Origin of the sequence: Cognatundibacterium griseum (assembly GCF_014284195.1) — a bacterium.
GTDB classification, from domain to species: domain Bacteria; phylum Pseudomonadota; class Gammaproteobacteria; order Burkholderiales; family Burkholderiaceae_D; genus Undibacterium; species Undibacterium griseum.
This window is the reverse complement of sequence record NZ_JACOGC010000014.1, coordinates 1-729: the sequence shown is the minus strand read 5'-3', so window position 1 is coordinate 729 and position 729 is coordinate 1. Positions and strand designations below refer to the sequence as shown.

Here is a 729-nt window from a genome sequence, read left to right as displayed (position 1 = left end):
CTATCACCGCACCTGACTGCTCACCGGATGTAATGGTGGCTGACGTTCCCATGTACCCGCGTATCGTTTCATCGGCGCGGGCAATGGCAGCATCGAACAGGTTATCGAAATCAGCCACAGCGCCTCCCGTTATTGCATTCTGGCCAGGCCGCGCTCTGTCATTTCGGCTGCCACACCGGCAGAGACACGAAACGCCGTTCCCGGCAGCACAAATGCCACAGGTTCATCCCGCGTGGCGTGAAGTGCATCAGTATGCAGCTTCACCAGTGCCACGACCGTGACCAGTTCAGACGTATCCAGAATCACGGTATCCGGCTGCGCTGATCCCACCTCATTTTCATGTCCGGTCAGCACATTTTCCCGGCTGAGAGGGGTGTCCTGACCGGCAGTTTCATCCGTGTCATCAAGCTCCTCTTTCAGCTCTGCCACACGGAGCGCCAGTTCTTCTTTCGTCCCCGTCAGGCTGACATCACGGTTCAGTTGTTCACCCAGCGAGCGGAGACGGGCAATCAGTTCATCTTTCGTCATGGACTCCTCCACAGAGAAACAATGGCCCCGAAGGGCCATGATTACGCCAGTTGTACGGACACGAACTCATCACTGTCATCAAGCTCCTCTTTCAGTTGTACGGACACGAACTCATCACTGTCATCAAGCTCCTCTTTCAGTTGTCGGACACGAACTCATCACGGTCATCAAGCTCCTCTTTCAGTTGTACGGACACGAACT

The 729-nt window shown here is 55.3% G+C and carries 1 protein-coding gene; it reads right to left on the bottom strand.

Going from position 1 to position 729, the window contains the following annotated elements:
• Positions 1-129: 129 nt before the first annotated feature.
• On the bottom strand, positions 130-528 hold the full coding sequence (locus H8K27_RS16370) for a DNA-packaging protein FI (RefSeq protein WP_000158919.1): 399 nt from the start codon (positions 526-528) through the stop codon (positions 130-132).
• Positions 529-729 lie beyond the last annotated feature (201 nt).

What these genes read in the sequence shown, in the direction of transcription:
- H8K27_RS16370 (WP_000158919.1), bottom strand. Translation starts at nt 528, where the DNA reads ATGACGAAAGATGAACTGATTGCCCGTCTCCGCTCGCTGGGTGAACAA.